Source organism: Mesorhizobium sp. LCM 4576 (genome assembly GCF_001854815.1).
Classification (GTDB): domain Bacteria; phylum Pseudomonadota; class Alphaproteobacteria; order Rhizobiales; family Rhizobiaceae; genus Mesorhizobium; species Mesorhizobium plurifarium.
This window is the reverse complement of the sequence record NZ_MDDT01000024.1, coordinates 185,925-210,830: the sequence shown is the minus strand read 5'-3', so window position 1 is coordinate 210,830 and position 24,906 is coordinate 185,925. Positions and strand designations below refer to the sequence as shown.

Annotated in this window: 25 protein-coding genes and 1 pseudogene; 21 read left to right on the top strand and 5 right to left on the bottom strand. The window is 65.2% G+C overall.

What is annotated here, in order from left to right:
- Positions 1-36 precede the first annotated feature (36 nt).
- Both LCM4576_RS14085 and LCM4576_RS14080 read left to right on the top strand, forming a co-directional pair.
- Positions 37-474: an SRPBCC family protein gene (locus LCM4576_RS14085; protein ID WP_071032624.1), complete on the top strand. Its 438-nt coding sequence runs from the start codon at positions 37-39 to the stop codon at positions 472-474.
- 9 nt (positions 475-483) lie between these two features.
- Positions 484-2,019: an SRPBCC family protein gene (locus LCM4576_RS14080; RefSeq protein WP_083361403.1), complete on the top strand. Its 1,536-nt coding sequence runs from the start codon at positions 484-486 to the stop codon at positions 2,017-2,019.
- A 17-nt stretch (positions 2,020-2,036) separates the two neighbouring features.
- Here the strand turns inward: LCM4576_RS14080 and LCM4576_RS14075 are convergent, their stop codons facing one another.
- Both LCM4576_RS14075 and LCM4576_RS14070 read right to left on the bottom strand, forming a co-directional pair.
- A complete protein-coding gene (locus LCM4576_RS14075) occupies positions 2,037-3,344 on the bottom strand; it encodes a glutamine synthetase family protein (protein WP_071032623.1) in 1,308 nt (435 codons plus the stop codon).
- Positions 3,341-4,189: a MurR/RpiR family transcriptional regulator gene (locus LCM4576_RS14070; protein ID WP_071032622.1), complete on the bottom strand. Its 849-nt coding sequence runs from the start codon at positions 4,187-4,189 to the stop codon at positions 3,341-3,343. The genes LCM4576_RS14075 and LCM4576_RS14070 overlap by 4 nt, the downstream gene beginning before the upstream one ends.
- A 44-nt stretch (positions 4,190-4,233) precedes the next feature.
- Between LCM4576_RS14070 and LCM4576_RS14065 the strand changes: the two genes are divergently transcribed.
- From LCM4576_RS14065 to LCM4576_RS37180, 6 genes and pseudogenes are all read left to right on the top strand, one after another.
- Complete coding sequence (locus tag LCM4576_RS14065; protein ID WP_244510800.1) at positions 4,234-5,067, top strand: N-formylglutamate amidohydrolase; 834 nt, start codon at positions 4,234-4,236, stop codon at positions 5,065-5,067.
- A 3-nt stretch (positions 5,068-5,070) separates the two neighbouring features.
- On the top strand, positions 5,071-5,718 hold the full coding sequence (locus LCM4576_RS14060; RefSeq protein ID WP_040990630.1) for an isochorismatase family cysteine hydrolase: 648 nt from the start codon (positions 5,071-5,073) through the stop codon (positions 5,716-5,718).
- Complete coding sequence (locus LCM4576_RS14055; RefSeq protein WP_071032621.1) at positions 5,715-7,025, top strand: M20 family metallopeptidase; 1,311 nt, start codon at positions 5,715-5,717, stop codon at positions 7,023-7,025. Before LCM4576_RS14060 ends, LCM4576_RS14055 begins: the two co-directional genes overlap by 4 nt.
- A 49-nt stretch (positions 7,026-7,074) precedes the next feature.
- Positions 7,075-8,307: an ABC transporter substrate-binding protein gene (locus LCM4576_RS14050; protein ID WP_071032620.1), complete on the top strand. Its 1,233-nt coding sequence runs from the start codon at positions 7,075-7,077 to the stop codon at positions 8,305-8,307.
- A 9-nt stretch (positions 8,308-8,316) separates the two neighbouring features.
- Entirely contained in the window at positions 8,317-9,051 is a 735-nt protein-coding gene (locus tag LCM4576_RS14045; RefSeq protein ID WP_071032619.1) for an ABC transporter ATP-binding protein, read from the top strand.
- A pseudogene (locus tag LCM4576_RS37180) lies at positions 9,048-9,482 on the top strand (ABC transporter ATP-binding protein); the annotation flags it as partial. The gene LCM4576_RS14045 and the pseudogene LCM4576_RS37180, both read left to right, overlap by 4 nt.
- Here LCM4576_RS37180 and LCM4576_RS37175 read toward each other — a convergent pair.
- Entirely contained in the window at positions 9,407-9,769 is a 363-nt protein-coding gene (locus tag LCM4576_RS37175; RefSeq protein WP_071032617.1) for a hypothetical protein, read from the bottom strand. The pseudogene LCM4576_RS37180 and the gene LCM4576_RS37175 overlap by 76 nt on opposite strands.
- Before the next feature lie 2 nt (positions 9,770-9,771).
- Between LCM4576_RS37175 and LCM4576_RS14030 the strand changes: the two genes are divergently transcribed.
- The 6 genes from LCM4576_RS14030 (at position 9,772) to LCM4576_RS37735 (ending at position 17,060) form a co-directional block, all read left to right on the top strand.
- A complete protein-coding gene (locus LCM4576_RS14030) occupies positions 9,772-10,635 on the top strand; it encodes a branched-chain amino acid ABC transporter permease (protein ID WP_071032616.1) in 864 nt (287 codons plus the stop codon).
- A complete protein-coding gene (locus LCM4576_RS14025; protein WP_071070421.1) occupies positions 10,635-11,612 on the top strand; it encodes a branched-chain amino acid ABC transporter permease in 978 nt (325 codons plus the stop codon). The genes LCM4576_RS14030 and LCM4576_RS14025 overlap by 1 nt, the downstream gene beginning before the upstream one ends.
- Positions 11,613-11,631: 19 nt before the next feature.
- Entirely contained in the window at positions 11,632-13,965 is a 2,334-nt protein-coding gene (locus LCM4576_RS14020; protein WP_071032614.1) for a penicillin acylase family protein, read from the top strand.
- Positions 13,966-14,195: 230 nt separating this feature from the next.
- Complete coding sequence (locus tag LCM4576_RS14010) at positions 14,196-14,987, top strand: enoyl-CoA hydratase-related protein (RefSeq protein WP_071032612.1); 792 nt, start codon at positions 14,196-14,198, stop codon at positions 14,985-14,987.
- Between the two features lie 19 nt (positions 14,988-15,006).
- Positions 15,007-16,506 carry a 3-hydroxyacyl-CoA dehydrogenase gene (locus LCM4576_RS14005; protein WP_071032611.1) on the top strand — a complete coding sequence of 500 codons (1,500 nt, stop codon included), beginning with the start codon at positions 15,007-15,009 and terminating at the stop codon, positions 16,504-16,506.
- A gap of 20 nt (positions 16,507-16,526) precedes the next feature.
- Entirely contained in the window at positions 16,527-17,060 is a 534-nt protein-coding gene (locus LCM4576_RS37735; protein WP_407067378.1) for a cytochrome P450, read from the top strand.
- A 272-nt stretch (positions 17,061-17,332) separates the two neighbouring features.
- Here LCM4576_RS37735 and LCM4576_RS13995 read toward each other — a convergent pair whose 3' ends face one another.
- Entirely contained in the window at positions 17,333-18,550 is a 1,218-nt protein-coding gene (locus tag LCM4576_RS13995) for an FAD-binding oxidoreductase (RefSeq protein ID WP_071032609.1), read from the bottom strand.
- A 14-nt stretch (positions 18,551-18,564) separates the two neighbouring features.
- On the bottom strand, positions 18,565-19,329 hold the full coding sequence (locus tag LCM4576_RS13990; RefSeq protein WP_071032608.1) for an HpcH/HpaI aldolase/citrate lyase family protein: 765 nt from the start codon (positions 19,327-19,329) through the stop codon (positions 18,565-18,567).
- A 111-nt stretch (positions 19,330-19,440) separates the two neighbouring features.
- On the opposite strand from LCM4576_RS13990, the gene LCM4576_RS13985 reads away from it, so the two are divergent.
- The 7 genes from LCM4576_RS13985 (at position 19,441) to LCM4576_RS13955 (ending at position 24,881) form a co-directional block, all read left to right on the top strand.
- Entirely contained in the window at positions 19,441-20,331 is an 891-nt protein-coding gene (locus LCM4576_RS13985) for a 2-hydroxy-3-oxopropionate reductase (RefSeq protein ID WP_071032607.1), read from the top strand.
- Between the two features lie 3 nt (positions 20,332-20,334).
- Positions 20,335-21,147, top strand: coding sequence for a shikimate dehydrogenase (locus LCM4576_RS13980; RefSeq protein ID WP_071032606.1), 813 nt, complete (start codon positions 20,335-20,337; stop codon positions 21,145-21,147).
- Positions 21,140-21,946 carry an SDR family NAD(P)-dependent oxidoreductase gene (locus LCM4576_RS13975; RefSeq protein ID WP_071032605.1) on the top strand — a complete coding sequence of 269 codons (807 nt, stop codon included), beginning with the start codon at positions 21,140-21,142 and terminating at the stop codon, positions 21,944-21,946. The genes LCM4576_RS13980 and LCM4576_RS13975 overlap by 8 nt, the downstream gene beginning before the upstream one ends.
- A 10-nt stretch (positions 21,947-21,956) precedes the next feature.
- Complete coding sequence (locus tag LCM4576_RS13970) at positions 21,957-22,304, top strand: RidA family protein (RefSeq protein WP_071032604.1); 348 nt, start codon at positions 21,957-21,959, stop codon at positions 22,302-22,304.
- 56 nt (positions 22,305-22,360) lie between these two features.
- Entirely contained in the window at positions 22,361-23,149 is a 789-nt protein-coding gene (locus LCM4576_RS13965; RefSeq protein WP_071032603.1) for a FadR/GntR family transcriptional regulator, read from the top strand.
- Between the two features lie 261 nt (positions 23,150-23,410).
- The gene (locus LCM4576_RS13960) at positions 23,411-24,121 is read left to right on the top strand and encodes an SDR family oxidoreductase (protein WP_041004257.1); all 711 of its coding nucleotides are present in this window, start codon (positions 23,411-23,413) and stop codon (positions 24,119-24,121) included.
- Positions 24,122-24,131: 10 nt separating this feature from the next.
- Positions 24,132-24,881: an SDR family NAD(P)-dependent oxidoreductase gene (locus tag LCM4576_RS13955; protein ID WP_071032602.1), complete on the top strand. Its 750-nt coding sequence runs from the start codon at positions 24,132-24,134 to the stop codon at positions 24,879-24,881.
- The last annotated feature ends 25 nt before the right edge of the window (positions 24,882-24,906 follow it).

Here is a 24,906-nt window from a genome sequence, read left to right as displayed (position 1 = left end):
CGGACGACTCCGTAGTTATCTCGGCGGTCGCCCGGCATGACCAAGGTCTATGTCTCTTCGGTCATCCCGGCTCCGGCCGCGGACGTCTGGAACGTCGTGCGCGACTTCAACGGCTTGCCGGGCTGGGCGCCTTTCGTGGCCGAGAGCCRCATCGAGCAGAACGCGCATGCCGACCGGATCGGCTGCATCCGCAATTTCACGCTCAAGGACGGCGGACGGATCCGCGAGAAACTGCTGGCGCTGTCGGACTACGACCTCTCCTGCAGCTATGCGATCCTGGAGAGCCCGATGCCGGTGGAGAACTATGTCGCCACCCTGTCGCTGACGCCGATAACCGACGGCAATATGACGCTGGCCGAATGGCAGGCGGAATTCGATTGCACGCCTGAGCGCGAGGCGGCGCTGACGCAGCAGATCGGCGGCGGCGTGTTCCAGGCCGCGTTCACCGCGTTGAAGCAGCGCTTCGGGCGCTGACCGCCGCGCATGGTCCAGGTCCGCCAGAGCACGATCATCGATGCCCCGATTGAGGAGGTCTGGGCGATCCTGCGCGATTTCAACGGCCACGACCGCTGGCACCCGGCCATCGCGGCGAGCGAGATCGACGGCGGCGAGCCGGCCGACGCGGTCGGCGCCGTGCGCCATTTCCGCCTGGCCGACGGCGGCGAACTGCGCGAACAGCTTCTGGCGCTGTCCGACAAGGACCGCCGGCTGAGCTACTGCCTGCTCGAAGCGCCGCTGCCGTTGATGGGCTATGTCGCATCGATACGGCTGAAGCCGGTAACCGACGGCAACGCCACCTTCTGGGAATGGCGCTCCGAATTCCACCCGCCGGCGCATCGCCGCGACGAACTGGTGAAGCTGGTCGCCGAAGACATCTATCGCGCCGGCTTTGCCGCGATCCGCAATCTGCTGGGGCGCCCGGACGCCGCCACGCCGGCCGAGGCGAGGCCTTCGCCGGCGATCATGCCGTCGAGGCCAACAGGCGTTGCGGCCCGCCCGGTCCCCTCACCGGCGATCCTCGCACCGTCCYGGAACACGGCAGAAACGACGCGCGCGATCCTCGTCGAGCGCTATGGCGGGCCGGACGTGCTGCAGCTGAAGGAGATCGCCTTGCCGCCGCCGGCGCCCGGCGAGGTGCGGATCCGCCACACGGCGATCGGCGTCAACTTCATCGACGTCTATTGCCGCACCGGCTTCTTCGACCTTATGCGGCTGCCCGGCGTGCCCGGCATGGAAGCGGCAGGTGTCATCGAGGCTGTCGGCGCGGCGATCTCCGGCCTGTCGGTCGGCGATCGGGTGACCTATGCCTGCCCGCCTGTCGGCGCCTATGCCGAACGCCGCAACATGACGGCCGACCTGTTGGTGCGCCTGTCGGACGACATACCGGACGAAGCCGCCGCCGCGAGCCTGCTCAAGGGCGTGTCGGCCAGCTTCCTGCTGCATGACGTCCATGCCGTTCGGCCGGACGAGGTCGTGCTCATCCACGCCGCCGCCGGCGGCATCGGCCAGTTGCTGGTGCAATGGGCGCGCCATCTCGGCGCCACCGTGATCGCAACCGTGTCGAGCGACGACAAGGCGCGCATCGTCGAGCGGCTCGGCGCGCACCATGTCATCGTCTACTCCCGGGAGGATTTCGCGGAAGCGGTCATGCGGCTGACCGCCGGCGCAGGCGCCAACGTCATCTACGACGCCGTCGGCGCCGACACATTCGCCGGTTCCCTCACTGCCCTTTCCGTGCGCGGTCATCTCGTCAGCTTCGGCCAGGCGTCGGGTCCGGTCGGCAGTTGGGACATCGACCGCCTGGCCTCGAAGTCGATCACCGTTTCGCGGCCCAATTATGCGCATTACACAGACACGCCCGAGAAGCTCGCGCCGCATGTCGACCGCTTCTTTACGGCCTTTCGCCAGCGCGCCGTCAGGGTCGGGCAGCCCGCGGCCTATGGTCTGGCCAATGCCGCGGACGCCCACCGGGACCTGGAAGCCCGCAGGACCAGCGGGGCGCTCGTTCTGGTGCCGTAGCCACGGATCGAGCCGGTCTAGTAAACGGCCTCATAGGCCTTGCATTGCTCGAGCACGCTGCGGTCGCCGAGGAATTTCAGTTCGCCGAGCTTGTGGTCACGGTAGACCTCGCAGAAGCCGGCGGGGAACCAGCCGCGCACCGTCTCGTTGGCCATCATCCGCTCGATCGCCTCACTGAGCGATTGCGGCAGCCGCGTGAAGCCGCGGGCGGCGAGCGCCGCGGGATCGAGCAGCGAGAGATCTTCCTGCGTCGCCCGCGGCGCCTCGAGCTTCTCCACGATGCCCTGCACGCCGGCATGAACGATCGCCGCGAGCGCCAGATGCGGCGACGCGGCGGCGTCGGCCGCGCGGAATTCGATGTTGTACTGCCTGGCCACGCCCTCCGGGTCACGTGCGGTGGTCGGGCATATCCGCACCGACGCTTCCCGATCGCGGACACCGAGATTGTTGAAGGCGGCACTCCAGCGATGYGGCGTCAGCCTGAGATAGGAAACCGACGACGGCGCCGTGAAGGCGACGATGCTGTCGAGATATTTCAGCACGCCCGCGACGAACGCTTGCGTGATCGCGGACATGCCGTGCGGACCATTCTCGTCATAGGTCGCGGGCCGGCCGCTGGAATCCTCGAAGCTGAGATGGATATGGACGCCATTGCCGACGCCGTCGGGGTGGCGGATCGGGGTGAAGCTCGCCTCGTCATCGAAGCGCCGCGCGGTGGCGCGGACCATCTCGCGCAGGACAAGGCCGGCATCGGCCACGCGCAAGCCGCGCTCCGGGCTGATCGTCACCTCGTATTGGCCGACGCCGTATTCCTTCATCACCGTGTCCGGCTTCAGGCCGGCCGTCTTGATCGCAGCCATCAGCGTCGCCGCGAATGCCGCCCGGTTGCGGTAGCCCTCCATGGAATAGGCGCCGCCGCCTTCGCCGGCCTTGAGGTGGAACTCGTGTTCGAAGGCGCCGACCAGCCGGACACCCGCGACATCCTCCAGCTTCTTCAGCGCCGATTTCAGGATGGAGCGCGTGCAGCACTCCCACGGAACGCCGTCGAGGGTCAGGATGTCGCCGAGCATGAAGTCCTCGGCAGGGCTGCCATCCTCGAAATCAACCGTCACGCGGCTGTCCCGGTCGGGCACCAGCAGGAGATCGCCGAGCGAACCATACGGGCTTTCGGCAATGGCATCGAAGCAGGTGATCTGCACGTTGGTGGGCGTCCAGCCCACGCCGCGCCCTGCCCGCCTCTCGATCAGATCGAGAGGAAATGCCTTGCCCCRAACGCGCCCCGAAACGTCGCATGTGGCGACGAAGAGCAGGGGTTCCCTTATCATTTTGTCGRCTTCCTTTCCTTGTCCAGCCGCAAGGCGTCCCAGGCGCGGATGCGGCTGCTTGTGGAATTCCAATCGCGTTCGGAAATGTGGGTGATCATGGCGTCCACCGTGACCATGGCGGCGATGTAGGTGTCCCATGCCGTTCCATTGTCGATCGCGAGCGCGATGACCTYGGTTGCCTCGCTGGAGACCGGCGACRACCATTTGTCGGTGAAGAGCAGCACTTCGATGCCGCTCGCCCRCTTGGCCGTGCGCACGAGCTGCTCGAGGCGCGGCTGGTAGCGGCGAAAATCGAACACAACGAAGACGTCGCGCGCCTTCATCCGCAAGATGTATTCGGGCCAGACTTCCGGATCGGGCGGGATATGAAAGACGTCGCGCCGGATCTGGCGCAGATGGCGCGAGAAATGCTGGGCCATGGGGTCGCTGATGCGGCCGCCGATCAGATAGATGGCCCGCCTTTCATCCGCCACCATGCCGCAGATGCGCTCGAACTGCACTTGCGTCAGCGTTGCGGGAAGCGCGCGCACAATCTGGCTCGCGCGTTCGACATAGGCCTCGAGGAAGTTCGCGCCGTGCGAGCTTTTGCTGTGCAGCTCGACCGGCGAGCGATGCCACTCCTTGAGCTCGCCGATCAGCTTGTGCTGGAAATCCTGGTAGCCCTGGCAGCCCAGCTTGGCAACGAAGCGCGTGATCGAGGGCGCCGACACGCCCGTCTTGTCGGCGAGCGTCTGGATCGTCTGCAGCCCGGCAAACGGATAGTCCGCCAACAGCGTCGAGGCCAGCTTGCGTTCAGCCGGCGTCAGCGCGCTCTCAAGCTCTTCGATCTGTGCCCTGAGTTCCATTCCCGCCTTCCTCCCACGCAGAAAAAATTTAGTCAATTATCATTTTGGATTTGACATTGATGAAAAACTTTCATCATCCTGACTCCAACAAAGAAGGCATCATGAATATTTCCAATCAACCACAACCGACCCTTCTCGGCGCATCCGATCCCGCGCCCGTGGAGATCGTCAATCCCGCCGGCAGCGGCGACGTGCTCCTCGTCTGCGAACATGCCGGCCGGGAGATCCCATCCTCCCTGGGAGACCTCGGCATCGCGRCGAGCGAGATGGACAGGCATATCGCCTACGACATCGGCGCGCGCGATCTTGCCTTGATGCTCTCCGAGCGCCTCGACGCGCCCCYCGTCGCGCAGCGATACAGCCGGCTGGTCATCGATTGCAACAGGYCGACGGAAGCCGACGACTCCATCCCGCCGGTCAGCGACGGGACCGAAATACCAGCCAACAGGAACCTGGATGCAAGGGAACGGGCGCAGCGGGCGACGGAGATTTTCGAGCCGTTCGACCGCGCGCTGGCGGGAGCGATCCGGGATCGCAGGCCGAAGGCCATTTTCGCGATCCACAGCTTCAATCCGGTGCTGCGGGGCGTGTCGAGGCCGTGGGATATCGRCTTCCTCTACAGGAAGGACGGGCGGACGTCCCCGGCGCTCCAACGATATCTGCTCGCGGCCGCGCCGGACCTTTCGATCGGCATGCAGGAGCCTTACGCGATCAGCGATCAATCCGATTGGTTCGTACCGGTGCATGGCGAGCGCAACGGCATCGCCCACAGCCTGATCGAGGTACGCAACGACCACATTTCGCACCCTGAAGGCGTGGCGCGTTTCGCCGGCCTTCTCGCGGGCGCGATCGGCGATTTCATGAAGAAGGGCGACTAAGGAATGGAACTGACACGCAACGTTCCGCTGGTGCCGGAACAATCCTGCATCCTGTTCATCGATGTGCAGAATTTCTCGGCGCATCGCGACGGCGGCGAGTTCAAGGACCTCGGCAAGGCCGAGTTCGAGGAAAAGTACGGCTGGTTCTTCAAGCGCATCCAGAGCGAGACCATCCCGAACATGAAGCGTCTGCTGGATGCCTTCCGCGCCGGCGGGATCGAGGTGATGCACACGACGATCGAAAGCCTGACCAAGGACGGCCGCGACCGCAGCCTAGATTACAAGATCACCGGCTTCCATGTGCCGAAGGGATCCTGGGACGGCAAGGTCATCGACGAACTGGCGCCCGCGGACGACGAGATCTGCCTTCCCAAAACCTCGTCCTCGGTCTTCGTCTCCACGCATATCGACTACATCCTGCGCAATCTCGGCGTGCGCCAGCTCGTGATATCCGGGCTCCTGACCGACCAGTGCGTGGAAAGCGCGGTCCGCGACGCCTGCGACCTTGGATATCTCGTCACCCAGGTGACCGACGCCTGCGCGACCTATTCGCAGGAGCGCCACGACAATTCGCTGCGCACCATCAAGGGCTATTGCCGCCAGGTGACCACCGATCAGCTTCTCGATGAATTGAAGGGGCTCGCGAAATGAGCGACACGATTTCCGCCGTCTGGAAGGCCGTCGAAGAGGACCGTGACTATGTCGTCGGGCTGACCCGGGACATCGTGCGGATACCATCCGTCAATCCGAAGTTTCAGGCCGATCCCGCCATCAACCGCGAGGCCGACGTACAGACCCGTCTCGCCGGCGAACTGGAAGCGCTCGGCTTCGGCGTCGATCGTTGGGACGTGTTTCCGGACCGGCCGAACCTGACCGGCGAGTGGGCGGGCAGCGACGAGAAGAGCCTTATCCTCTGTGGCCATGTCGACGTCGTGCCGGTGGGCGATCAGTCGAAATGGAACTGCGATCCGTTCGGCGGCGACATCAAGGACGGCCGCATCTGGGGCCGCGGCGCGATCGACATGAAGGCAGGCGTCGCCGCCTGCGTGGCGGCGGCGCGCGCGGTCCGCAACGCAGGCATCAAGCTCGATGGCCGGCTCGCCATCCACACCGTGGTCGACGAGGAGGCCGGCGGCTTCGGGGCGATGGACCTCGTCAAGCGCTCGCGCCTGGCGAAGAGCGCTATCATCGCCGAGCCGACCTGGGGCAACATCGTGCCGGCCGAAGGCGGACTGACCTGGGTGCGCGTGACGATTTTCGGCAAGCAGGCGCATGCCGGCTGGCGCTTCAACTCGATCTGGCCGCAGCCGCATGTCGAGGGCCGTCTCACGCCCGGCGTCAATGCGATCGAGCTCGCCACGCGCTTCCTGATGGCGCTGCGCGACTTCGAAACCTCGCGCTGCCGGGACAACTGGCATCCGCTGGTGCCTGCAGGCCTTGCCACGATCAATCCAGGCGTCATTCGCGGTGGCGCGGGCATGGGCCCCGACGGCACGCCGGCGATCATGACCAACGCGGCCATCATCCCCGACATCGTCACCATCGATCTCGACTACAAATTCATGCCGCAGGAGAAATTCGAGGACGTGAAGGCGGAGTTCGAAAACTTCGTCCACCACTTCGCCGCCTCCGACGCCTGGATGCGGGATCATCCGCCAGCGATCGAGTGGGATCTCTTCGACCTCAACTTTCCGCCGATGAACACGCCGGTCGACGCACCGATCGTGCAATCGCTCAACAGGCGCGCCACGCAGGCGCAGGCCAAGGCGCCCGTGATCAAGGGGTTCGAAGCTGTCACCGACGCCGCGCATTACGCCGGCGCCGGCGTGGTGCCGGTTATCTACGGACCGGCCGGCGACGGCTTTCACGGCGACAATGAATGCGTGGAGATCGAAAGTCTGATCGAGACCACGAAGGTCATCGCCGCGGCCATCATCGACACGTGCGGCACCGCCTGAACGAACCGGCCAACAAACCAACAAAGCAAGAATATCAAGGGGTAACGAAATGATCACCAGACGCGTTCTTATGGGAGCAGTATCGGCCGCGGCRCTCTTTTCCACGTCCGCATTCGCCTATGCCGACACCGTCAAGCTCGGCGTGCTCGCGCCGCTCACCGGCCCGGCCGCGGCCGACGGGCAGGAAATCGTCAACGGCGCCAAGCTTGCCGTCRACGAGCTGAATGCCGCCGGCGGTATAGCCGGCCACACCTTCGAAGTGGTCGTGGCCGATGTCGGCGACGGCAATCCCGACAAGGTCGCGACGGCGGTCGAGCGGCTGCTCGGCGATCACGATATGGGCGGYGTGTTCACCAATTATGCCTCGAGCACCAATTTCGAGATCGAGATGATGGCCGAGCAGGACATGGTCTACATGATCGCCGCCAACTCGCAGCAGACCCACGACATCATCGCGCCGAACCCCGAGAACTTCCCCACCGTATGGTCGCTGACCCCGTCCTATGACGGCTACAACACCGAGATCGTCCCGGTGATCAAGGAGCTGTCGGAGACGGGCAAGATCAAGCTGCCCAACAAGAAGGTCGCGATCATCTCGTCCGACAACCCTTATTCCAAGGGCATCGCGGAAGGCATGGCCAAGGCCTTCGGCGCCGACGGCTGGGAGATCACGCAGAACGATCTCGTGCCGTTCGGCGAAGTCAGCGACTGGCGCGCCTTCCTGGGCAAGGTGCGCAAGGACCCGCCGGCGCTGCTGATCAACACCGACTATCTGTCGGCCAATGCCGCGACCTTCATGACCCAGTTCATGGAGAATCCGACCGACAGCCTCGTGTTCATCCAGTACGCGCCGTCGGTTCCCGAATTCCTGAAGCTGACCAAGGAGAAGTCGTCCGGCGTGGTCTACAACATGCTGGGCGGCCTGCTTTTGTCGCCGAAAAATCCGCGCGCGCAGGAAGTGCTCGACAAGTACAAGGCGAAGTACAACATCGAATCCGGCGGCGCGGGCGCGCTGACCTACGAAGAGGTCATGATCTACGCCGACGCGCTGGCCAAGGTCGGCGACCCGACCAAGCGCAAGGAAGTCGGCGAACAGATCGGCAAGACCGACAAGCAGACCTCGATCGGGCGCATCACCTTCGACCCGGCGACGCATCTGTCGGTGCAGAACACCGACGGCGTTCCGCTGCAGTTCTACCAGATCCAGGACGGCAAGCGCGTCCTCTTCTATCCAGGCAAATATGCGACCGGCGACTTCGTCCAGCCGGCCTGGATGAAGTGACACGGTCCGATGAACGACACGATCCTTGAGGTCGTCGACGCCAGCAAGCACTTCGCCGGGTTGAAGGCCGTCAACGGCGTGAGCTTCGGCGTAACGCGCGGCGAGATCCTGGGCATTGCCGGCCCGAACGGCTCGGGCAAGAGCACGCTCTTCAATCTCATCACCGGCGTGCCCTTCGGCCCGACCTCCGGCGAGATACGCTTCCAGGRCCAGCGGATAGACCGCTGGCCCGCCCACCGCATCGCCCGCGCCGGGCTTGCCCGAACGTTCCAGAAGGATGCGGAATTTCCGGACCTGACGGCCGACGAGACATTGCTGGTCTGCGGCACCTATAACGGCCAGCTCGGCCGCGTCGCGGCGCGGACGCGTTCCGACGAGGTGCTCGGTCTCGTGGGGTTTGCCGACACGCGGCGCGGCATCCCCTCACGCAACCTGTCGGTCTATGAAAAGAAGCAGCTGATGATCGCCTCGGGGCTGATGTCGCGCCCGGCCGTGCTGATGCTCGACGAGCCGGCGTCCGGCCTCACCAAGCCCGAGATCGAGAGCCTGGACAGGCTGCTCGTCGCGGTCAACGCCTCCGGCGTGACCGTGCTCTTGATCGAACATGTTCTCAGCCTGCTGCTTTCGATCTCCCAGCGGCTCATCGTCCTCAACCAGGGTTCGGTCCTGGCCGAAGGCAACCCGGCCGAGGTCGTCCGCAACGAGGCGGTGATCACCGCCTATCTCGGAGGGCGCAAGCAATGATGCCCCTCCTCGACGTCAAGGACGTGCAGGCCGGTTATGGCGACATGCGCGTGCTGCACGGTCTTTCGCTGCACATCGGACCGCAGGAATCGATCGGGCTCTTCGGCCCCAACGGCCATGGCAAGACGACCTTGCTCAAGACCATCTCCAGCCTTGTGCGGCCCACGGCAGGCTCGATCACCTTCGACGGCACCGACATCACCGGCCGCAAGCCGCCGGCCATCGTCGAGGCCGGCCTGATCCATGCGCCGCAGGGCAACACGCTGTTCGGCAACATGCGCATCGCCGAGACGCTCGAACTGGCCGCCTTCAGCAAGCGGGCAAGCACCGGCGCCCAGAGGCGGCTCGATGACGTCTACGCCCTCTTCCCGCGCCTGGCCGAGCGCAAGACGCAGCTCGCCAAGACCTTGTCGGGCGGCGAGCGGCAGATGCTGTCGATCGGCTGCGCGCTGATGTGCGCGCCGCGCCTTCTGATGCTGGACGAGCCGACGCTCGGCCTCTCTCCCCGCCTCAAGGAGGARCTCGGCGCGGCAATCGGCGAGATTTCCAAAAGCGGCGTGCCGCTGATCGTGGTCGAGCGGACATCGAGTTCCTCCTCTCCCTCACCGACCGGCTCTACCTGGTGGAGCACGGCGTCGTCGTGCGCGAGATCGACCGAGCGAGCGCGCCCGATCATGAAGAGGTCATGCGGCTCTATTTCGGCGAAGGAGGCACGCATTGATGGATACGCTCCTCGCCACGCTGGTCTCCGGCCTGGTGCTCGGCTCGCTCTATGCCCTGATGGCGAGCGGACTCAGCCTGGTCTGGACGACGCTCGGCGTCTTCAACTTCGCGCATGGGGCGCTGATGATGGTCGGCGCTTTCATCGCCTGGACGGTCAGCGAAGCGGTCGGCGCCGGCCCTGTTGCAGGCRTCGTCGCAGGCACGCTCGGCGCCGGCCTGATCGGCATCGTCATCGAGCGGCTCGTCATCCGGCCGTTCTATGCCAGCCGCAACATGCTGCTCGTCACGGCCATGACGACGCTCGCCGTCACCATCATCCTCGAACGCGGCGCGCAGATGATCTGGGGACCGCGCCTGAAGCAGCTTCCGCCGCTCGTCGACGGCGAGATCAGGCTGTTCGGCAACGCGATCTCCGCGCATGAAGCCTTGCTGCTGGTGGCGGCGCCCGTCATCCTCATCGCGCTGTGGCGCTTCACGGTCTCGAGCAAGATCGGACGCAGCCTGCGCGCCGTCGGCCAGAACCAGGATTCGGCGGCGCTGAWCGGCGTCGACGTGCCGACCGCCTTCGCGCTCGCCTTCGCGATCTCGGCAGCACTCGCGGGCCTCACCGGCGCGCTTCTCGGCTCGATCCGCTTCATCACGCCCGCCATGGGCAGCGAGCCGCTGACCAAGGCGATGATCGTCGTCATCTTCGGCGGTCTCGGCAGCCTCGGCTCGACGGCAGGCGCCGCCTATCTGATCGGCTTCATCGAGGCCTTCCTGGTGCTCTGGGTCGGCCTCTACTGGACGCCCTTCGCGCTCTTCCTGCTGATGATCCTCGTCCTCCTGCTCAGGCCGAACGGAATATTCGGAAAGAGATGATGACCAGAAACAACCTCCTGCTGCTTGCGCTCTTCGTGGTCCTGGCTTTCGTGCCGCAGGTCTTCACCGACGGCTATGTCAGGCACCTCTTCATCATCGCCTTCATCTACGCGATCATCGCGTCGAACTGGAACCTCAGCCTCGGTCATTGCGGCATCTTCAATTTCGGCCACATGACCTTCTTCGGCATCGGCGTCTACACGGCGGCGATCCTGACCAAGACCGCCGGCGTCAATCCCTGGCTCGCAATTCCCGCCTGCGCGGTCACGGCGGCGATCTCGGCCGTGATCATGGCGGCGCCGGTCGCCCGGCTCAAAGGCATCTATGTCGTGCTCGTCACCTTCGCGGTCAATCAGCTGATGGTGCAGCTGGTGCTCAGCCAGGCCGACCTGACGGGCGGCGCAAAGGGCCTGGTGCGCCTGCCGTTCCTCACCATCGGCGACTACAGCTTCATCCGCGACTACAAGCTCGGCTATTACTACCTGGCGCTGATCCTGCTCGGCCTGTCCACGGCTTTCCTGATCCTTGTCGCCGGTTCGCCCTTCGGCAAATCGCTCAAGGCAGTGCGCGACGCCGAGGACTATGCGACCGCGCGCGGCATCTCGGTGGCGCGCACGCGAATTTCAGTGCTGGTGCTGAGCGCCATCTTCACCGGCATCGCCGGCGGCTTCTACACCGTCTATCTGCGCGTCGCCTCGCCCGAGGTCTTCGGCTTCGGGACGATGTCGCTGGTGCTCTCGATGGTGCTGATCGGCGGCATCAACAGCGTTCTCGGCCCGGTGATCGCGGCGCTGGCGCTCACTTTCGCCAGCGAAGCCATGGCGGGGATTGGCGGCTTCGAGGACGCGCGCTACATCGTCATCGCGGTCGCCATGATCCTGGTGCTGAGGCTTGCGCCGGGCGGCCTGATCCAGATCCTCGAAAGGCTGGCGCCGACGGGGCAAAAGCAGGCGACGCCGACGAGGAGCCCAGCCTGATCCGGGAGCATCGATAATCATGAGCCAAGAGGAATTCGCCGTCGAAGGCCTGAGCTCGACGGCCAGCATCGTCGTCGACCGCTGGGGCATCGCCCATGTCCGAGCCGAAAGTTTCCTCGATATGTTCTTCGTCCAGGGCTTCAACGCGGCGCGCGACCGGCTCTGGCAGATCGATCTGTGGCGCAAGCGGGGCCTTGGCGTGCTGGCGGCGGATTTCGGCCCGGGTTACCTCGAGCAGGACCGCGCCGCCCGGCTTTTCCTCTATCGCGGCGACATGCGGGCGGAATGGGACGCCTATGCCCCCGACGCCGAGTCGATCTGCCGCCATTTCGTCGCCGGCATCAATGCCTATGTCGAGCTCTGCGAACACCAGCCGCACAGGCTGCCGCCGGAATTCGCCGCCCTTGGCACCCGCCCAGCCACATGGCAGCCGGAAGACGTCGTGCGCATCCGCAGCCATTCGCTGATGCGCAACGCCGTCTCGGAGGTGATCCGCTCCAACATCCTTGCGGAGCTCGACGCCGAACTCGACGCGCTCCGGCAGAAGCTGGAACCGCCGCATGACCCGCTTGCCGGCCGCGACCGCCCTGCCCCGCTGCCGCTCGACTGCCTCGACACGTTCAAGCTCGCCATCGCCCCCGTCACCTTCGGCAGAGAAAGGCTGACGGCCTGCATCGGCGATGCCCGCGCCTGGCGCAAGATGACGCCGCTCGGCGACGTCGTGCGCGACACCAGCCTGCAGGGCTCCAACAACTGGGTGGTGTCGGGCGCCAGGACCGCCAGCGGCCGGCCCATCCTGGCCAACGACCCGCACCGCACCCATGCGGTGCCGTCGCTGCGCTACATCGTCCACATCGCCTCGCCCGAATTCAACGGCATCGGGGCCGGCGAGCCGGCGCTGCCGGGCATCTCGATCGGCCACAACGGCCATTCGGCCTTTGGCCTCACGCTCTTCCTCGGCCATGACCAGGAAGATGTCTATGTCTACGAGACGCATCCGGAGGACCCCGGCCTCTACCGTTACGGAGACGGCTGGGAGGCTTTTCGCGACATCGGCGAGACCGCCTCGGTCAAGGGTTGCGGAGAGGCCGCGCTCGCCCTGCGTTTCACCCGCCACGGGCCGGTGATCGCCGAATATCCGGACCGGCATCTGGCGGTGGCGATCCGCACTGTCTGGACCGATCCCGGCACGGCCCCCTACTTCAAGAGCATCGCCGCCATGCGGGCGACCAGCTTCGAGGCGTTCCGCGACCATATGGGCGGCTGGGGCGTGCCGGCGGTCAACCAGGTCTATGCCGACGCCAAGGGCGATATCGGCTGGGCCGTCGGCGGGTTCTCTCCCATACGCCCCAACTGGGACGGGCTTCTGCCGGTGCCCGGCGACGGGCAGCATGAATGGCAGGGCTTCCTGCCGGGTCATGCGCTGCCCTTCAGCCGCAATCCGGCGAAGGGCTATTTCGCCACCGCCAACGAGTTCAACCTGCCGGCCGATTGGCCGATGGACCAGCCGATCGGCTATGAATGGCTGGAGCCCTCGCGCGCCCAGCGCATCGACGGCGTGCTGGCCGCCGACCAGCGCCATACCGTTGACGCGTCCCGCCGTCTTCAGACCGATGTGTTCTGCGTGCCGGCGAAGCGGGTCGTCGGCTTGCTGTCGACGCTGTCCGGACGCAACGAAGCGGAGACGGCGGCCCTGGAGTTACTCGCCAGCTGGGATTTCCGGCTGGCGGCCGACAGCCCCGGCGCCGCGCTCTACGAAGTCTGGTGGGYGAACCACTTGCACGTGGCCATCATTGCCGATGCCGTCGGCAAGCCGGAGTTGAGGCCATTGTTCGCGCCCGGCGACACCGCCGGCATCCTCGATCGGCTTGAAGCCATCGCGGCCGGGACCCCGGTGGCGTTTGCCGCGCTGGCGCTGGGCAGCCTGGCGAAAGCCTACGACGCATGCCGGCAGGCGCTCGGCCCCGACACCGATGAATGGGCATGGGGCCGCCTGCACGAGGCGCTTTTCGAGCACCCGGCAGGAGCGGTCGCCAATGCCGGGGGCCGATGGAATGTCGGCCCCTTCCCCTTCGGCGGCAGCGGCAGCACGCCGATGAACGGCTCGTACCGCCCCACCGACTTCCGGCTCACCATCGGCGCCTCCTTCCGGATTGTCGTCGATGTCGGCGGTTGGGACAACAGTGTCTGCATCAACACGCCGGGCCAATCCGGCGATCCGCGGTCGGACCATTACGGCGACATGGCGCCGCTCTGGGCCGCGGGCGACTACGTGCCGCTGCTCTACACCGACAAGGCCGTCGACGCCGCGGCGGTGCTGACCTTGAAGCTCACGCCGAAGCGAGCCGCATAGGCTGGACCATGGCGCGCTTCGGYACGCCGGATGCCCTGCCGAACTCATGCAGCGACGCCGCACCGCAGCCGCTCCTACGAACCGCCCAGACGCGCTTCGAACGCCCACGGGACATCGTTTCCGGAGCGGTGTGGAGAATAGTCGTCAGGACGTCCATGTTAGCCTTGTAGGCGTCGCTGACGCTGACTACAGTCACGGATATGAAATTAAATTCCATGTACTAGGTACGAATGYGTCCCGCGAGCGATCAGTCTCTTGTTGTGGTGGAGAGCCGCCCGTTCGACAATGTGGGGTTGGTCGAGATCAACCGCCCCGAAGTCCGCAACGCAATCAATCTCGAAGTGCGGGAGAAGCTGGCTGCTGYGGTGGCAAGCTTCTCAGACGACGCGGAGATCCGTTCCATCGTCATTGCCGGGCGCGGCGCCAACTTTGCCGCCGGCGCCGACGTCAGAGCGTTTGAAAAGCTCGGCTCCGCCGACCTGCTTCTTCAACGCACCCATCGCTACTGGGATGTGATCGCGAAATGTCCGAAACCGGTTATTGYCGCGGTCGAGGGCTTTGCGCTGGGCGGTGGCTGCGAGCTTGCAATGCATGCCGACATCATCGTGGCGGCGCGCACAGCCACTTTCGGGCAGCCAGAGGTCAAACTCGGCCTCATGCCGGGCGCCGGCGGCACCCAGAGGCTGCTGAGAGCAATCGGCAAGTACAAGACGCTGATGCTCGTCCTGACCGGCGATATGTTCCCGGCGGAAGACGCCGAGCGCGCCGGCCTCGTCAGCATGCTCACGGATGAGGGCGATGCCCTGCGGCAGGCGCTGCAGATCGCCCAGAAGATCAGCCGTCTCCCGCCGTTGGCCGTCGAGCAGATCAAGGAAGCCGTCGTCAATGGCGAGGACGCTCCCCTGGAAACGGCGTTGCGCCTCGAGCGCAAGGCATTTCAACTGCTTTTCGATACGGCCGACAAACGGGAAGGCATCGCCGCCTTCCTGGAAAAGCGCAAAGCGTCATTTACGGGGCGCTGACTTGGCGGACGCGGGAGGGGTGTCGAGAAGTCGGGTCGAAAAAGCCGGTGTCGTGGGCGCCGGGGTGATGGGCTCCGGCATAGCGGAGGTTCTGGCGGCGGCGGGCGTCGACGTGATGATCGTCGACGAAGCGCCGGGAAAAGCCGCAGCCGCCCTCGAGCAGATCGCGTCGCGTCAACGCGCCAGGGCCGCCGCGGGCAAGGTCAGCGCGGAAACGGTCGAAAAACTGCTTGCCCGTATCGAACCCGTCGAGACGCTGGGCCGCCTGGCCGGCGCCGACCTGGTCGTGGAAGCCATCGTCGAACGTCTCGAGCCCAAGCGTCAGCTCATCGAGACGCTGGAAAAGATCGTCGGGCCGGACGCAATCATAGCGACCAACACATCGTCCCTGTCGGTGACGGCGATCGCCTCCGCGGCCAGCCGCCCGCAGCGGATCGCAGGCTATCATTTCTTCAACCCCGTCCCGGTGATGAAGCTGGTGGAGGTCATCTCCGGCGCCCATACGGCGCCTGAGGTCGAGCGCGCGCTGGTCGCGCTCGCGGCCCGCTTTGGCCATCGCCCCGTCATCGCCGCCGACACGCCCGGCTTCATCGTCAATCACGCTGGCCGCGCCTTCGGCACGGAAGCCCTGGCGATGCTGCGCGAAGGCGTCGCGCCGGTCGACGACATCGATGCGATCCTGCGGGACGCCGCCGGATTCAGGATGGGTCCGTTCGAGCTGATGGACCTGACCGGGCTCGATGTCTCGCATCCGGTCATGGAAAGCATCTACAACCAATTCTACCAGGATCCGCGCTATCGCCCGTCGGTCCTCGCCGCCCGGCGCGTGGAGGCCGGTCTTCTCGGCCGCAAGACCAAWCGCGGGTTCTACGACCATGGCGATGGCCGACCGATCCCTCCCGCGGGACCGGTGGAAGCGGTCGGCGCCGAAGGGGCTTTGCCGGGTCGTGTCACCGTGATCGCCGACAACGAGGCCTCGGGCATGCAGGAACTCGTCGACTCGTGCGCCACCGACCGGACAATCGACGGCGACCACCTCATTCTCATCGGCCTGGAGGGCGAGGACGTGGCCGGCGCCGCGGTGYGRCTCGGTCTGYCGGCTTCGCTTTGCGTCGGCTTCGATCCGTTTTTCGGCATCGACCRCCACGTGACGCTCGTGGYCTCCGCCGCAACGTCYGACCGGACCAGGGAAGCGGCCTTGAGCCTGGTCCGCCGCGCCGGCCGCAAGGCGACCATGGTGGAGGATAGCTGCGGGGCCGTCTGCCAGCGCATCATCGCCATGATCGTCAATATCGGCAGCGAAATCGTCGAGCAGAAAATCGCTTCGGCACCCGATCTCGACGCGGCGGTCAGGCTTGGCCTGGGCTACCCGCTGGGGCCGCTGGAATGGGGCGACAAGATCGGCCCCAAACGCGTTCTGCGCATCCTGGACACGATTTATGACCGCACCCGCGACCCTCGCTACAGGGCAAGCCTATGGCTGCGGYGACGCGCGGAGCTAGGCCTTTCTTTGCAATAGGCCGAGCGGGAGGAGACGAGTTGGCCCAAAAGCATGAACTGAAACCATCGGCACCCTGGTACCGGATCGAGGCGGACGAATCCGACTGGAGCGCCCTTCCCGCTCGGGAGTTGGTTCGCCTTTATGCTCAAATGAAGCTGATCAGGCGCTTCGAGGAGAAAATTCTCGATCTGGAGAAAGCCGGCCTGATCCATGGTCCAGCGCATTCCAGCATAGGTCAGGAGGCGGCGGCTGTCGGCGCGGTGTCGATGCTGCGCGCCAACGACCAGATCAATGGCACGCATCGYGCGCACCATTACGATCCGTCGGTGTTTCCGGACCCGGAACGCTTCGATATCAACCGGATCCACGCCGGACTGACCACCTTCGGCAAGGRCATCCACATTTGCCCGGGAAGGCATCTGGGAGTGATGTTGATACGGGTTCTTCTGGATGTCTTTCTTGAAAAAGATATCGAGGTTGAACTTTCCGGTGATCGCGTCACCTGGATTCCTCGCCATATGGTCAATCAGCTCAGTGCCATGCCCGCGATCGTGAAGAGACGCACGGGGTGATCAACACCACGACACTATGGTGCATCGGCCTACTTGCGATCGCATGCCCGRCAAACCATTGCGGCGCCAAGGATTGGCTGGACCGTCAAGTTGCTGAAAGCAAGTCGCTGATCGGCCTTCGCGTCGTTCCGGGATAGCAAGATGGTTGGTGGCCAACACTCAAGCCCACTAAAGCATGTCTCCCGAAAGTGGGAACCGGTTTCGGGATGAGGACATGCGTGAAATCGAAAACCTAAAGCGCATGGAGCGGACCTGAAAGATCGCGACGCGCTTCAGATCACTGCTTCCTCCAGGAACGGCTCGTTGCGCGGGATCCTTTCATAGCGGAAGGGCGACAGGTCGAGCGTCTGGAAGGCRCCATGGACGATCAGCTCCGACACCGCACGGCCGACCGCCGGCGACTGCTGCAGGCCGTGGCCTGAGAAGCCGTTGGCGAACATGAAATTCTTGATCTCCGGGTGGAAGCCGACGATGCCGTTGTGGTCGAGCATGTTGTATTCGTAATGGCCGGTCCAACTCGTCTGCACCTTCAGCGCGTCGAAGGCCGGGATGCGGTGCCAGAGAGCCGGCCAGATATAGTCGTCAAATTCCTCGAAATGCATCTCGAAGTCGTCATAGTCTGCCGGCCCGTCGCCCTGCGGCGTGTTGCCGGTGAGGAAGAGCTCGCCTTCCGGGCGCACGAATGTGCCGGAGAGATCGATGACATTGGGCATCCGGCCCGGAATCGGATTGGCGCTGGCAAAAACGAAGCTGTAGCGCTTGTAAGGCGCGACGGGGATGGAAAGGCCGGCCATGGCGGCGACCTGCTGTGCGCGCGGACCCGCCGCGTTGACGAGCGTTCCGCAAGCAACCGTCTCGCCGGTCGCAAGGCGAACGGAGACGACCCGCCCATCGGCGAGGTCCAATCCCGTCACGGCATTGTCGACATATTCGACGCCGCTGCCGCGCGCGGCGCGACGGAAGCCGTTCAGCAGGCCCATGGAATCGAACCAGCCCTCTTCGCGGGAACCCCAGGAGCCGCCGCCGAGATCCTCGACATTGAGCCACGGAAAACGTTCCTTCAACGCGCCTGGTTCGAGGAAGACGGTATGGGCGCCGAGGCTGCGCTGCAGCTCGACCCGTTCGCGCGCCGCTTCCACCCCCTCGGGCGAGCAGCAATAGAGATATCCGTGCTCCTTGAAGCCGAGATCGGGCGCCGGCTCATTCGGGTAGAAAGGCGCCATCCGCTCGGCAAAACCACGGATGATCTCGATGCCGAACTGGCTGATCTTCACATTGATCGGATTGGAATATTGCTGGCGGATGGCGCTGGTTGAGAGCGCGGTGGAGGAAAAGGTGTAGCTCGAGTCGCGCTCGACCACGAGGATCGAGGCGCCGCTGCCCAGCGCCTGGCTCAGCCAGTAGGCCGTCGAGGAACCGACGACCGCGCCGCCGACGATGACGATGTCATAGGCGTTGCGCGCCGGGGCCTTGTAAGGGGGGATCGCCACTTCTGTACTCCGCTCTACTGGTTGAACGATGCGATCAAGGCGTCCGAGCCCCGCGCCAGCAGGCCGAGGTCGGAGCCGACAGCCACCATCGTGAAGCCGTCGGCGAGATAACGGTCGGCGTCGGCCTTCACGGGAGCCAGGATGCCGCTGGCCTTGCCTGCCGAGGCGGCGGCCCTGCGCACCGACGATATCGCTTCCTGCACATGGTCGGCGCCTGGATTGCCCATCGAACCCATATTGGTGGAGAGGTCGCCGGGTCCGACGAAGAGAACGTCGACACCGTCCACCGCGGCGATTTCGGCGGCATTGGCCACACCGGTTTCGTCCTCGATCTGCACCGCCAGCAACTGCTGCTCRCGCGCCTTGGCGTGATAGCCGGCGATGCGGCCGAAAGCGTTGGCGCGGTGGCCGACCGAGAAGCCGCGGAAGCCGCCCGGCGCATAGGTCATCGCGGCGACGATGGCGCGCGCCTGCTCGGCGGTGCGCACGTTCGGTATCATCAGGCTGCGGGCGCCGACATCCAGCGCCTGTTTCATCAGATTGGGATCGTCGGATGGCAAGCGCACGACCGCCTCGCAGGGAAACGCCGCCGCGACCTGCAGCTGCGCCATGATGCTGCGCAGGTCGTTCGGGCTGTGCTCGCCRTCGATCAGCAGCCAGCCCGCCCCGGAGCCCGCGACGATCTCGGTGGTGAGCGCCGAGGCCAGCGAGCACCAGATGCCGATATGAGCCCGGCCGGCCTGAACGGCCGCCTTCAGCGAATTGACGCGCTCCTGCATTTTGCGATCGGTCTCCAGCCGTGAAGAGATGGATTGAAATTTGTATGATGTCCTATATCATATGCCTTCGACGAGCTGCAAGATGGTCTGACGAAGTACGGGAGGTTGCGTATGAAAATCGGCTTCATCGGACTTGGCGTCATGGGCGCTCCGATGGCGCGGCATCTCGCCGATGCCGGACATGAGATCGTCACGGTCCTCAATCGCTCCCCACTTCCAAACGACCTGAAAGCAACGGTCACCGCCTCTCCCGCCGAGGTGGCGCGGGCGTGCGAGATCGTCATCACCATGCTGCCCGACACGCCCGACGTCGAGCGCGTGCTGTTCGGGCAGAACGGCGTGCTGGAGGGAATTTCAGCCGGCAAGCTGGTCATCGACATGAGCTCGATCAGCCCGATCGCCACGGCCGAGTTCGCGGCAAGGATCAGGGGAGCAGGCGCCGGCTATCTCGATGCGCCGGTCTCCGGCGGCGAGGTCGGCGCCAAGGCGGCCAGCCTCACCATCATGGTCGGCGGGCCGGCCGCCGAGTTCGAGCGCGCACGGCCGATCTTCGAGAGGCTCGGCAAGAACATCACATTGATCGGCGAAAACAACGGCGCCGGCCAGACCTGCAAGATCGCCAACCAGATCATCGTCGCGCTCAACATCGAGGCCGTCGCCGAAGCGCTGGTCTTCGCCAGCAAGGCCGGCTGYGATCCCGCCAAGGTGCGCAGCGCGCTGATGGGCGGCTTCGCCTCCTCGCGCGTGCTCGACGTGCATGGCGAGCGGATGATCGCACGGACCTTCGCGCCGGGCTTCCGCGTCCGGCTGCACCAGAAGGATCTCAACCTTGCGCTGGAAAGCGCGCGAGCGCTGGGCGTCGCCCTGCCGGGCACGGCAACAACGCAGCAGTTGATGAATGCCTGTTCGGCCCGAGYCGGCGGCGCGGAGGCGGATCACTCGTCGCTCGTGCGGGCCCTCGAAATCCTGGGCGATCACGAACTCTCAAATGGAAAGGAATAACCGATGCGTGGAACCGGCAAGGCCGATGTCTTCGTCATGCTGGCCCATCCCGTGGGCCATGCGAAGAGCCCTGGGATCTTCAACGAGATCTTCGAGCAAAAGGGGCTCGACAGCCTGATGGTGCCGTTGAGCTGCCGTCCGGAGGATTTCGACACTTTCTGGGCCGGCATCACCGCGGCGGAAAACATCCGCGGCGTGATCATTTCGGTGCCCTACAAGGTTCTGGTCTACCACAAATGCGCGGCGGCTCATGACCGCGCTTCGCGTGTGCAAAGCGCCAACTCCGTGCGCCGGCAGGCGGACGGCAGCTGGTATGYCGACAATTTCGACGGCGTCGGCTTCATCGAGGGGCTGAAGGCGGGCGGGCACCAGATCGCCGGCAGGCGCATCCTCCAGGTCGGCGCCGGCGGCGCGGGCGCATCGCTGACTTACTGCCTTGCCGAAGAAGGCGCGGCGGAAATCCGTTTGACCGATATCGACAAGGAACGCGCGCAAAAGCTCGCTTCGCTGGTCAACAAGACTTTTCCCAACTGCCGCATCGAGGTCGGCCAGCCCGATCCGTCCGGGATGGACATGGCGATCAACGCCACGCCGTCAGGGCTGAAGGCCGGCGATCCGCTGCCGATGGACGTGAGCAAGCTGACGCCGAACATGACCGTGGTCGACATCATCATGGAGCCGGCCGAGACGCCGCTGCTCAAGGCGGCGAAGGAGATCGGCTGCCGCATCCAGCCGGGACGCCCGATGATGGATTTCCAGGTCGAGGCCATGGCCGAATTCTTCGACATCGAGCGGAAGGATCGCCGCAATGGCTGACGTATCGACCGCCGTTGTCATCGGTGGCACGTCCGGCATCGGCCGCGCGATGGCCGAGCGCTTCGCCGAGGATGGCTATCAGGTGGTCGTCGCCGGCCGCGATGCTGCCCGGGGCAAGGAAGCCGCCGATGCCTGCGAGCGCGGCGGCGCGCCGCGCGCCCTCTTCGTCCAGACCGACGTCGCCGATCCCGTCTCGGTCGAGGCCCTGGCGGCGGGCGTCGTGAACACGTTCGGCACGCCACATGTCGTCGTCAACTGCGCCGGTATCCTGCAAAGCGGCAAGCATGTGCTCGACCAGGATCTCGACGAAGACGAAAAGATGTGGCGCATCAACTATCGCGGCACGCTGCTTGGCTGCCAGGTGTTCGGGCGGCTGCTGTCGRCCGCCGGGCGCGGCGCGATCCTCAATGTCGGCTCGCTCGCCTCCTTCGCGCCGCTGTCGTTGCCGGCCTACACGCCCGGAAAGCATGCGGTGCTGGCGCTCACCCAGATGCTGGCCGCCGAGCTCGGCCCGCACGGGGTTCGYGTCAATGCGGTCGCGCCCGGCTACACGCTGTCGGACGGACTGAAGGCGAAGATCGCCAAGGGCGAACGCAAGCCCGAAGCGATCCAGGCCACGACCGCGCTGCGCCGCTTCGTCGAGCCGCGCGATGTCGCCGAGGCAGCCTTGTTCCTCTGCTCGGACCGCRCCGCCTCGATCACCGGCGTCACGCTTCCGGTCGATGCCGGCTGGCTCGTCCAGGCGCCCTACGCGCAGTACCTGCAGGGCAACCCCATCCGGCAGACGCCGGCAATCTGAGAGGCATACCGTGAGCGATATCCAGCGCTTCGACTTCGACACCCGAATCCATCACGGCGTCATCCACAACGGCACGCTCTACCTCACCGGCCAGGTGGCGAGGCCGGGCCAGCCCGCGGCCGACCAGATGCGCGAGGTTCTCGCCAAGATCGACGCGCTGCTCGCCAAGGCTGGCACCGACAAGACCCGCATCCTGCATGTCCAGATGTGGCTGGACGACGTGCGCGATTTCGACGAGGTCAACACGGTTTGGGACGCCTGGATGCCGAAGGAGCATGCGCCGGCGCGTTCCTCCGGCGAAGGCCGGATGGCGAAGCCCGGCATGCTGGTCGAACTCATCGTCACAGCGGCGGTTTGAATGGTCCTGCCGGTTCGGGCATCATCCCGAATCTGAACTTGAACGGAAGAACCTGAATGACGAAGCGCAAGCCGCTTTCCACCGTCGTGGCGGAAAGCCTGGCCGAAAAAATCCGCTCCGGTGAGTTGCAACCTGGCGCGCAACTGCCGACCGAGGCGGAGCTTTGCGCCGAATATGATGTCAGCCGCACCGTGGTGCGCGAGGCGGTCGCGCGGCTGCGCTCGGAGGGTATGGTGGTGCCGCAGCAGGGACGCGGCATGTTCGTCAGCGAAACACCCGCTCCACGCAACTTCTCGATCCCGGACGAGGCGCTGCGGACCTTGCCGGAAACCATCGCCTTGCTCGAATTGCGGCTGAGCGTCGAAGTGGAGTCCGCCGGGCTCTGCGCGGAACGGCGGACCGAAAAGGAAGCCCGCGATATCCGCGTCATGATGGATGACATCGACGCCCGGCACGCCGACCCCGCCGCCGTCCAGATCCACTACGACTATGACTTCCACCTCGCGATCGCCAAGGCGGCGCGCAACGAATTCATCCACGGCTTTCTCGCCTATCTCGGGCCGATGATCGTGCCGCGTTTCCAGCTCGGCTATGTGGTCGAGYCGGCGCTCAAGGACAGCTACTACGCGCGCATCCACARCGAGCATAAAGCCATCGTCGACGCCATCGAAAGGCAGGACGGCGGCAAGGCCCGGCAAGCCATGCGCAAGCATCTGCAAAACAGCCTGGGTCGTGTGCGCGCGCTGGCGAAGGCGTCGGGGATCGAGGCGACGGATGCCGAGCAAAAGGCCGCCGCGGCTTCGCTCTTCACGAGGATGAAAAGACCGCTGCCAACAGGGGCATAGGCCTCGAGCCTGAACACGCAAACCGTCACGCGGTTGCGAAAGCCATGTTTTGCTTCGGCTGGCGGCCGGATCCCGTTCTCTCGCCGTTGAAGGCGTTGTTTTTCTTTGGTTTGCGGCCTCGCCGATCACGCGTGCAGCGCGGAACGTTTCGAGCGCCGAAACCATTTTCGAAAGTTTATCTTTCCTTTTTGCTGCTTTTCTTGGTTTCGCGACATCGGCCCAAGCCGCAAACTGAGCATCAAGCAACCGGGGAAGCCCTACGTGACGACAGCCTTCATCACAGGTGCGACGAGCGGCATAGGGCGCGCCATGGCGGTCGCCTTGAGCGATGCCGGCTACGAGGTCTATGCGGTCGGGCGCAGCAAGGCGGCGCTTAAGGAACTGCAGGCCGAACGCCCAGGCATCGTGCCGATCGCCGTCGACGTCACCGATCGCGAAGCGCTGGAATCGGTGCTGGCCGATCTCACCATCGACGTCTTGATCAACAATGCCGGCATCATGCCGCCGCTCGGCAATTTCGCCGAGATGAAGATCGCCGACATCGACACCACCCTCGAAGTGAACCTCAGCGCGGCGATCCTGCTCACCCGGCTCGTCGTGCCGCAGATGCGCGAGCGGCAGTCGGGCCACATTTTGTTCACTGGCTCCGTCGCCGGCCACGCGGCATTCTCCAACATCGCCGTCTATGCGGCCACCAAGGCCGCCATCTCCGGTTTTGCCGGCGCGCTGCGCGCCGACCTCTCTCCATCCGGTATCCGCGTCACCGAGATCGTCGCYGGTCGCGTCGAGACGCAACTCTACAACGACATCCTCGACGCCAAGGCGCGCGAAGCCATGTACGCCAGCAAAGTGGTGCAGCCGGACGACGTGGCCAGGATGGTCGTCGGCGTGCTCGCGCTGCCGGCGTGGGCCGACGTCACCCGTTTCGACATCATGCCGACCTGGCCGACTTCGCCGAGCGGCACCAAGTAAGGAAAACAGGATGAAAGACCTATCCGTTCTGATCGTTGGCGGCGGCGCCGGTCTCGGCGCCCTTCTGGCCAAGATGGCTGTCGACGCCGGCGCGGCGAAGATCGGCATCATCGACATCAACAAGGAAGCCGCCGAGGGCGCGCTCGAACCGGCGAAAGCCAAGGGCCTGCCGACGGCAGCGGCGACCTGCGACATCCAGGTCGGCCCGCAGTGCCACGCCGCCTTCGACGCCATCGTCGCGAAGCTTGGGCGCGTCGACACGCTGATCAACTGCGCCGCGATCTATCCGCGTCGGCCGCTGCTCGAAATCACCGACGCCGAGTGGGACGCCTCCAACGGCATCAACATCAAAGGCACCTACCACATGATGGTGGCGGCCGTTCGCCATATGCAACGCCAAGAGCCGAAAGCCCAGGTGCGCGGCCGCATCGTCAACCTGACATCCGTCGACGCCTTCAAGGCGCATCCGCAGAACGCGCACTACGCGGCCACCAAGGCCGCCGTCGTCAGCCTGACGCGCTCCTTCGCCCATCACGTCGCCAAGGACGGGATCCTGGTGAATTCCGTCGCGCCGGCCGGCATGGCCACCGAGAAGGCCAAAGCTCTCGGCTTCCTCGAGGAACTGGCCAAGGCGAGCCCKCTCGGCCGCGGCGCCGAGCCGACCGAAATCGCCGAATGGGTGCTCATGACCGGTGGGCCCAAGAACACCTACATGACCGGCGAAAATGTCATCGTTTCAGGCGGTTACATCTACGCCTGACAAACGTCGCCAGCCGGGCGCGGCT